Origin of the sequence: Methyloceanibacter marginalis (assembly GCF_001723295.1) — a bacterium.
Taxonomy (GTDB): domain Bacteria; phylum Pseudomonadota; class Alphaproteobacteria; order Rhizobiales; family Methyloligellaceae; genus Methyloceanibacter; species Methyloceanibacter marginalis.
The window spans coordinates 1-7,428 of the sequence record NZ_LPWD01000002.1; the positions used below are offsets into that span (position 1 = coordinate 1).

The 7,428-nt window shown below is 64.6% G+C and carries 9 protein-coding genes and 1 pseudogene; 9 read left to right on the forward strand and 1 reads right to left on the reverse strand.

Annotated features, from left to right (window positions below; genetic code table 11):
- The 9 genes and pseudogenes from argB to murI form a co-directional block, all read left to right on the forward strand.
- Window positions 1–854: pseudogene (gene argB / locus AUC71_RS00035) on the forward strand (acetylglutamate kinase); the annotation flags it as partial.
- Window positions 851–1,465, forward strand: a complete 615-nt coding sequence (locus AUC71_RS00040) for a pyrimidine 5'-nucleotidase (protein ID WP_069622615.1) — start codon at window positions 851–853, stop codon at window positions 1,463–1,465. The pseudogene argB and the gene AUC71_RS00040, both read left to right, overlap by 4 nt.
- Window positions 1,466–1,624: 159 nt before the next feature.
- On the forward strand, window positions 1,625–2,467 hold the full coding sequence (gene dapD, locus AUC71_RS00045; RefSeq protein ID WP_069622616.1) for a 2,3,4,5-tetrahydropyridine-2,6-dicarboxylate N-succinyltransferase: 843 nt from the start codon (window positions 1,625–1,627) through the stop codon (window positions 2,465–2,467).
- 103 nt (window positions 2,468–2,570) lie between these two features.
- On the forward strand, window positions 2,571–4,133 hold the full coding sequence (locus AUC71_RS00050) for a hypothetical protein (protein WP_069622617.1): 1,563 nt from the start codon (window positions 2,571–2,573) through the stop codon (window positions 4,131–4,133).
- A gap of 83 nt (window positions 4,134–4,216) precedes the next feature.
- Window positions 4,217–4,597 carry a DUF805 domain-containing protein gene (locus AUC71_RS00055; RefSeq protein ID WP_069622618.1) on the forward strand — a complete coding sequence of 127 codons (381 nt, stop codon included), beginning with the start codon at window positions 4,217–4,219 and terminating at the stop codon, window positions 4,595–4,597.
- A gap of 100 nt (window positions 4,598–4,697) precedes the next feature.
- Window positions 4,698–4,979 (forward strand): DUF805 domain-containing protein, encoded by a 282-nt coding sequence (locus AUC71_RS00060; RefSeq protein ID WP_069622619.1) that lies wholly within the window; start codon window positions 4,698–4,700, stop codon window positions 4,977–4,979.
- Window positions 4,976–5,143, forward strand: a complete 168-nt coding sequence (locus tag AUC71_RS18315) for a DUF805 domain-containing protein (RefSeq protein WP_141701335.1) — start codon at window positions 4,976–4,978, stop codon at window positions 5,141–5,143. The genes AUC71_RS00060 and AUC71_RS18315 overlap by 4 nt, the downstream gene beginning before the upstream one ends.
- 40 nt (window positions 5,144–5,183) lie before the next feature.
- On the forward strand, window positions 5,184–6,374 hold the full coding sequence (dapE, locus tag AUC71_RS00065) for a succinyl-diaminopimelate desuccinylase (RefSeq protein ID WP_069622620.1): 1,191 nt from the start codon (window positions 5,184–5,186) through the stop codon (window positions 6,372–6,374).
- The gene (gene murI / locus AUC71_RS00070; RefSeq protein ID WP_069622621.1) at window positions 6,364–7,194 is read left to right on the forward strand and encodes a glutamate racemase; all 831 of its coding nucleotides are present in this window, start codon (window positions 6,364–6,366) and stop codon (window positions 7,192–7,194) included. Before dapE ends, murI begins: the two co-directional genes overlap by 11 nt.
- Here the strand turns inward: murI and AUC71_RS19050 are convergent.
- Window positions 7,191–7,428: hypothetical protein (locus AUC71_RS19050; RefSeq protein ID WP_204376580.1), on the reverse strand; the 238-nt coding region annotated here is incomplete at its 5' end. The genes murI and AUC71_RS19050 overlap by 4 nt on opposite strands.

Sequence of the window (7,428 nt, forward strand, 5' to 3'; positions counted from 1 at the left end):
GCGCTACGACCGCGAGACGGTCGTTGTGAAATATGGCGGCCACGCCATGGGCGATCCGGAGCTTTCCCGCGACTTCGCCCGGGACATCGTGCTTCTGAAGCAGGCCGGGGTGAACCCGGTCGTAGTGCATGGAGGCGGCCCGCAGATCGGCAAGCTTTTGGAGCGGCTGAACATCAAGTCCGAGTTCAAGGGCGGCTTGCGGGTGACCGATCGCGAGACCGTGGACGTGGTCGAGATGGTGCTGGCCGGCTCCGTCAACAAGGAGATCGTGTCGGCGATCAACGACCAGGGCGGCAAGGCGGTCGGCATTTGCGGCAAGGACGCCAATCTCATGCGGGCCAAGCGGCTCGAACGTCGTGTCCGCGACCCCATTCCAACATCGAGCAGGTGATGGATCTCGGCTTCGTCGGCGAGCCGGCGCTGGTCGAGCCTCATATCGTGGACGTCATCATCCATTCCGATCTGATCCCGGTGGTGGCGCCGATCGCGTCGGGCCAGAGGGCGAGACGCTGAACATCAATGCCGATACGTTCGCAGCAGCCCTTGCCGTCGCCATGAAAGCGAAACGGCTGCTGCTGCTCACCGACGTCGACGGCGTGCTCGACAAGGACGGCCAGCTGATCCGCTCCATGACCACGGCGGAGGCGCAAGGTCTGATCGAGGACGGCACCATCACGGCGGGCATGATCCCGAAGATCGAGAGCTGCATGGACGTGATCGCCGAAGGCGTCGAGGCGGTGGTGATCATCAACGGCAAGGTGCCCCACGCGGTGCTGCTGGAGCTGTTCACCGAGCATGGCGCGGGCACGCTGATCGAGCGGCGGCGTCCGAAACGTACGAGGGCGGCGCGATGACCAAAGCGCAACCCCCGCGCGACTTCAGGCACATCGACACTTGGGTGTTCGATCTCGACAACACGCTCTATCCGGCGGACTGCGATCTGTTCTCGCAGATCGACAAGCGCATGGGCGCGTTCATCGCCGATGCCTTCGACCTCTCGCTCGACGAGGCACACGCCTTGCGCCAGCGCTATTACGCGGAGCACGGCACAACGCTTGCCGGGCTGGTACGGCTCCACGGGGTCTCGCCGCATGCGTTTCTCGACTATGTGCATGACATCGACCTTGCGGTCGTGGCGCCCGCGCCGGAGCTTGGCGCGGCGATCGACGCGCTGCCCGGGCGGAAGTTCGTGTTCACCAACGGCTCGCGTGGGCACGCCGAAGCGGTCGCCGGCAAGCTCGGCGTGCTCGATCGCTTCGAGGATATTTTCGACATCCACGCACTCGAATACATCAATCCGAAGCCTGCGCGCGAAGCCTTCGACCGCTTCATCGCCGCGCACGGTATCGCCGCGGCACAAGCCGCCATGTTCGACGATCTGCCGCACAATCTGGAAACCGCCCACGCCGTCGGCATGACCACGGTCTGGATCGACTGCCGCGCCACCGGCGCCCGGAGCACCTGAGCAACGAAGACTGGACCGCGCTGCCGGACCATATCCACCATAGTACCGAGGCGCTCGCGCCTTTCCTCACCGCCATCGGAGCCGCGCTTGCGGAGGAGAGCGAGGCCTCAGGGCCGACCGTCCGCCCAGCGCAGTTCTGCCTGACCTGACGGGAGTCCCATGTCCTACGACCACCTCAAGAGCTTCATCGACGGCGCGTTCGAGCACGCCTCGGAAATCAAGCCGGACACCAAGGGCGTCGTCCGCGACGGCGTCGAAGAAGTCTTGAACCTGCTCGACAAGGGCGAGTTGCGTGTGGCCGAGAAGATCGACGGCGAGTGGGTCGTGCACCAATGGGTGAAGAAGGCGATCCTGCTGTCGTTCCGACTCAACGATCCGCACAGAATCGACGGCGGGCCGGACGGCTCGTCCTGGTGGGACAAGGTTCCGGTCAAATTCGAGAAGTGGAAGGCCAAGGACTTCAAGGAGGCGGGCTTCCGCGCCGTGCCGGGCTGCGTGGTGCGGCACTCGGCCTATATCGCGCCGGGCGTGGTGCTGATGCCGTCCTTCGTCAATCTCGGCGCGCGGGTGGATTCAGGCACCATGATCGACACCTGGGCCACGGTCGGCTCCTGCGCCCAGATTGGCAAGAATGTGCATTTGTCGGGCGGCGCCGGCATCGGCGGCGTGCTCGAGCCGCTCCAGGCGAACCCGGTCATCATCGAGGACAATTGCTTCATCGGCGCCCGCGCCGAGGTCGCCGAAGGCGTGATCGTCGGCGAAGGCGCGGTGCTGTCCATGGGCGTCTATATCGGCCAGTCCACCAAGATCATCGACCGGGCCACGGGCTTCGTGCATCAGGGCCGCGTTCCGCCCTTCTCCGTGGTGGTGTCCGGCTCCATGCCCGGCAAGTCCCTGCCGGACGGCTCGCCCGGACCCTCGCTCTACTGCGCGGTGATCGTGAAAACCGTGGACGAGCAGACCCGGTCCAAGACGTCGATCAACGAGCTTCTCCGAGCCTGAGAGACCGGCTATTGTTGCTCCAGGCAGGAGCAGATCGGGCCAAGATTGCGAGTCACTCTTGGACGCACAAACCATAGAGCCCGGTCTTGATATTGGCCCTGCGGTGGCCAAGCTTCGCTTCTTCCGGTTCGCGGAATTCGTTCTCGTCTTTCTGACAATCGTCGCCGTGGCGGTCTTCGCCGGTCTCTACGACTTGCGCGATCACGCCACGGAGTTTGAGCGGCGGTTCGGCTCAAGCTTCTCTCAATCCACGATCAACCTCGCTCTGGTGGCGCTCGCCGCGGCGATCGCGGTCGGCATCTTGACCTATAGAGCCGCGGGAAAACTCCGCCCGGGCCCCTTGCGGCGCCATCTGATTCTGCTGCCCGTCGCGGTTATCGCCTTCCTCGCTTCGGGCCTCGTCTTCGGCATGCAGGCCGAGCGCATGATGCACCAAGCGAGGGTGACGCGGTTCTTGCCCGCGCCGAGCCTGTTCAAGCTCCTGAACCTCCAATTCGACCCCTTGTTCAGCATGCAGACGCCAGCGGTGAAAGAGCGAATCGTTTCGGAACTGCGGGAGAAGGTCGACCAGGAGAAGGCCGAATCCGATGCCGCCGCGGCGAGACTCGAGCAAATCGCAATACCCCGCATAGCGCTGGCCGAGTTCTACGTCGGGGCGGCCATCGCCTCCGCGCTCGGGCTCTGGGGCCTGCTTGCGTTTATTCGTGCGCGGCCGACGCCCGGCACGACGCCAATGACCTATCTCGATGCGGTGGAGCGGGAACGGCGCAAGCAGACGCCGCCGCGCCTCGCAGGCAAACCGATCAACCGGACCCGCGGGCTGCTCTTTCTCGCAGCGGCCATCGGGGTCCTCGTCGGCCAGTTTTGGCTGCCGCCGTTGAACTTCGCGCTCAACGCGCTGATCGCCGTGATCATCGGCGCCGCGGTGTTCATCGCGCTGTTCCGCGCCAAACAATATTTGCAGATCTCCGCCGACTCGCTGCTCGGCAAGGACAAGCGGGCGCCGATCCTTTTTTTGCGCTCGTTCAGCGACGATCCCAAGGTCAATGCGGCGGCCGGTATCAGCCATGAAGGGCTGGCGCAACTGATCGACTTCTCCGTGGAGACGCGGCTCGCCAACCATTTCATGGGATTTGGCCCCTTTATCGCGGTCGGCTCGCCAAAAGAGGCCGTGCCCCAGATCGGCGCGGCGCGGGTGAAGCTCTCCGACGACGAATGGCAGGCGGCGGTCACGAATTGGATGGAGAGGTCGAGCGTCATCGTGATGTATGCGGGTACGACCCATTGGGTCGGCTGGGAGCTCAAACGCATCATCGAGGGCGGCTTCACGGACAAGCTGATCATTCTGTTTCCGCCGGTCCTTCCCTTTCCGGGCTTTTGGCAGACGTCATGGCTCAAGAGGCAGAAGGCCGACATTGCCGCGCGCTTCGAACGCCTGAAGGCCGCATTCACCGGAACCAAATGGGCCGATGCCTGGGAGGTGACGGATCCCGAAACCATCATCTGCGCGCGGCTTAAGGCGGACGGCAGCATCGCCTTCACGCGCAGCCGACGCCGCAGCAAAGACGCCTACGATCTCGCAACCAAGATCGCCCATCTCGGCCTTCTGGGTTTGGACCCAAAGATACTGGACCATGAACCAAACGGAGTGCCTGCTAAGCCATGAACACCGATCTTGCGCAGCTTTTCTTCTCGCTTGAGGGCCGGATCGGCAGGGGACGGTTCTGACTCGGCACGTTCATCTTGGCGGTGATCAGTCTGGCGGCGACCTACGCGATCATTGCGCTCGTCGGTCTCTCGCAAGCGGCGATCGCCTTCAGCGCGGCAGTTGCCTTCGCGCTTGCCTACCCGTCATACGCGGTCATGGCCAAGCGCTTTCAGGACCGGGGCAAGCCGGGTTCGCTTGCCTTGATCGGGCTCGTTCCCGTCTACGGGGTGAATTTGCTTTACACGTTCGGGGTGTTCGATTCCCTCGCCCCAAGCCCTCTGGCCCAAGGGTGCGATATCGTCATCAGCCTGATTTTTCTCTGGTTTCTGGTCGAACTGGGCTTTCTGAAAGGGATGCAAGGACCGAATAGTTACGGTCCCGATCCCTCCGGGCGGAAAGAGGCGGACGCCGGCCTGGCTTAGCCAGAGGCTCACGGCATTGAGAACATATCCCCCTTCGCAAGGCTGCCGATCGGCCTTACAACCTCAGACCTGAGTCGGAGGGCGGGCCCAGGGGGGAACAATGGATCTGCAATATATTTTCACGTCGTTCGACGGCCGCATCAACCGGGCCAAGTGGTGGGCCGGCGCCGTTATTCTGGCGGTCATTAGCCTCGTCATCAGCTTGATCATCGAAGTGATTTTCGGCACGGGCTTTTTCGGCGGCTTTTTGCTCACGATCCTGGCGCTCGCCCTGTTCTACCCGACTTACGCGTTGTGCGCGAAACGCTTCCAGGACCGCGACAAGCCCGGAAAGACCGCGCTTTACGGTCTGGTGCCTCCCTGCTCGCAAATCTGCTGGTGACCTGGGGCCTCACGGGTACGCCGCAGGAGCCGAACGCGATCGGCTGGCTCTGCACCCTTATCAATCTCGGCGTCGGCCTGTGGTTCCTCATCGACCTCGGAATTCTCAAGGGCACGCCGGGGCAAAATCACTTTGGCGGCGACCCGCTGGCGGCTATTAGCTAGCACGGTGGCGCTCGGCCACATTTGAACCGAGGACCGATCCATGTCCACGCCCGGCGAGAAGGCGATCGCGCTCGCGCAAGGCCTGATCCGCTGCCCCAGCGTCACCCCGAAGGACGCCGGCGCGCTCGACGTGCTGATCGAGCCGCTGAAGAAGGCGCGCTTTGTCTGCGACCGGCTGACCTTCGCCGAGGAGGGTACACCCACGATCGACAATCTCGTGGCGCGGATGGGCGACGGGCCGCCGCATCTCTGCTTCGCCGGACATACCGACGTGGTGCCGCCGGGGGACGATCAGCTTTGGAGCCATCCGCCGTTTGCCGCGGAGATCACCGACGGCGTGCTGTACGGGCGCGGCGCTCCGACAAGGGCGCGATCGCCTGCTTCGCGGGCCGCCGCGATGGACTATGCCAAGGCCAAGAACCGCGAGATCGAGGGCACGATCAGCCTGCTCATCACCGGCGACGAGGAAGGCCCTTCCATCAACGGCACCAAGAAGGTGCTGAAATGGATGGAGCAGAATGGGCTGAAGCCCGATCACTGCATCGTGGGCGAACCCTCGAACGCCACCGCGCTCGGAGAGGTCATCAAGATCGGGCGGCGCGGTAGCTTGAACGGCCGGCTCAAAGTCTCGGGCCAGCAGGGTCACGTTGCTTATCCGCATCTCGCGGCGAATCCGGTGAAAGGCATTATCGAGGTGCTGGCGAAGCTCTACGACACGCCGCTCGACTACGGCAGCGCGCATTTCTCACCATCGAACCTCGAGGTGACCAGCATCGACGTGGACAACCCGGCCACGAACGTGATCCCGGCAAGCGCCGAGGCGAAGTTCAATATCCGCTTCAACGACCGGCAACGGCCGGACGGTTTGCACACTCTGCTGCACGAGGAGATCAGCCAGACGCTGGCCGGCACCGAGCTCAAGTTCACGCTCGACTTCGATCCGCCGGGCGACGTGTTCATCACCGAGCCCGGGGCGCTCGATGCGCTGCTCAGCGAAGCGGTGAACGAGATCACCGGCAAGACGCCGACGCTCAACACCGACGGCGGCACCTCGGATGCGCGGTTCATCAAGGACTATTGTCCGGTGGTCGAGTTTGGGCTGACCACCGAGACGATCCACAAGGCGGACGAGAACGCCAAGATCGCCGATCTCGAGCAGCTCACCGCCATCTATCGCCGCTTCATCGAGCGCTATTTCGAGGCCTTCGCGGGGAACCCCGATGGCCGGTGACGGCCGGCCGATCGGGGTGTTCGACTCCGGCATGGGCGGCTTGACGGTGTTGCGGGCGCTGGCCGCGCGGCTGCCCCAGGAGCGCTTCGTCTATCTCGGCGATACCGCCCGCCTCCCCTACGGCACCAAGAGCGCCGAGACCGTGCAAGCCTACGCCCTGCAAGCCACGCGGCTTCTGCTCGGCGAAGGCGTGAAGATGGTGGTAATCGCCTGCAATACCGCGTCGGCGGTGGCGCTCGCGGTGCTGCAAGAGTTCTGGGACCCGGTGCCGGTGATCGGGGTGATCGAGCCGGGTGCGAGGGCGGGCGTCGGCGCGACGAAGAACAAGCGCATCGCGGTGCTCGCCACCGAGGGCACGGTCAAGGGCGGCGCCTATGCGCAGGCCATCAAGCAGCTCATGGCGGAGGTGCACGTGATCCAGCAGCCTTGCCAGGTGTTCGTGGCGCTGGCCGAGGAAGGCTGGGCGGATACGCCGGCCACCCTGGCCACCGCCGCACATTATCTCGAGCCGCTGTTCCAAGGCCCGGACGCGCCGGACACGCTGGTGCTGGGCTGCACGCATTTTCCCGTCCTGGCCGACGCCATCCGCAGGACGATCGGCTGCGGCGTGGCCCTGGTGGATTCGGCGGAGACGACCGCCGTTGCCGTTTCCGAGGCGCTCACGAAGGGCGGGCTTGCATCCGCCGGGGAAGGCGGCGGACCCGCCATCCGCTTCTTCGCCACGGACTCGCCCGAGCGCTTTGCCCGGGTCGGCGCAATCTTCTTAGGCCGCGCGATCGACGAGGGCGACGTGGAGCTGGTGGACTTGCTGAAGTCTTAGCCTTTCGGCGGTGGCTCGGAGTCCGGCAGGGCCTCGGAATCGTCGGTCGGATCGGACTGCTCGAGATTGACGGGCGCCGTCGACTCCGCGGCCGTGGAGACCTCCTTCAGGAGCCCGGAGAACCAGCGCCGCCCGAGCACCAAATAGACCAGCGCGAAATAGAGGCCCGCGCCGAGGATCACGAGCAGGGCGAGCATGGTCTCCTCGCGGAAATGCGTGAGGCCGGACAGCGCC

What these genes read in the sequence shown, in the direction of transcription:
- AUC71_RS00060 (WP_069622619.1), top strand. Translation starts at nt 4,698, where the DNA reads ATGGATCTGCAATATATTTTCACGTCGTTCGACGGCCGCATCAACCGG.
- AUC71_RS00040 (WP_069622615.1), top strand. Translation starts at nt 851, where the DNA reads ATGACCAAAGCGCAACCCCCGCGCGACTTCAGGCACATCGACACTTGG.
- dapE (WP_069622620.1), top strand. Translation starts at nt 5,184, where the DNA reads ATGTCCACGCCCGGCGAGAAGGCGATCGCGCTCGCGCAAGGCCTGATC.
- murI (WP_069622621.1), top strand. Translation starts at nt 6,364, where the DNA reads ATGGCCGGTGACGGCCGGCCGATCGGGGTGTTCGACTCCGGCATGGGC.
- dapD (WP_069622616.1), top strand. Translation starts at nt 1,625, where the DNA reads ATGTCCTACGACCACCTCAAGAGCTTCATCGACGGCGCGTTCGAGCAC.